The sequence below is a fragment of the Mesorhizobium sp. Mes31 genome (assembly GCF_024519675.1).
In the GTDB taxonomy this organism is placed as follows: Bacteria; Pseudomonadota; Alphaproteobacteria; order Rhizobiales; family Rhizobiaceae; genus Mesorhizobium.
This window is the reverse complement of sequence record NZ_JALJRL010000072.1, coordinates 1-465: the sequence shown is the minus strand read 5'-3', so window position 1 is coordinate 465 and position 465 is coordinate 1. Positions and strand designations below refer to the sequence as shown.

The window sequence follows — 465 nt, the reverse complement described above, 5'->3', positions numbered from 1 at the left end:
TCTCCGCCAGCCGCTTCGACGCCGCCCAGATCGACGACCATCTCGATCCCGGCGCCGTGCCGAGCGTGGTGCTGATGAACCCGCCCTTTTCGGTCATGGCCAATGTCGAGGGCCGCATGGCCGACGCGGCCTGGCGGCACATCGCCTCGGCGCTGTCGCGCCTGGCGCCCGGCGGGCGGCTGGTGACGATCACCGGGGCGAACTTCGCGCCCGACCATCCGGCCTGGACCGCCGCCTTCACTCGCCTGCAGGAACGTGGCCGCGTCGTCTTCTCCGCCGCCATCGACGGCTCGGCCTACGCCAAGCATGCCACGACCTTTCCGACACGCCTCACCGTCATCGACAAGCTCCCGGCGGACAATCCCGCCGTTTTCGCGGACGCTTCCGGCATCGCTCCGGATGCCGCGACTCTCCTCGCGTGGATTGAGGAGCGCCTTCCCGCGCGGCCGCCGGTCGTGATGGCTG

Annotated in this window: 1 pseudogene; it reads left to right on the top strand. The window is 70.8% G+C overall.

Annotation, left to right across the window (positions count from 1 at the left end):
• Nucleotides 1-465: pseudogene (locus NR193_RS33350) on the top strand (class I SAM-dependent methyltransferase); the annotation flags it as partial.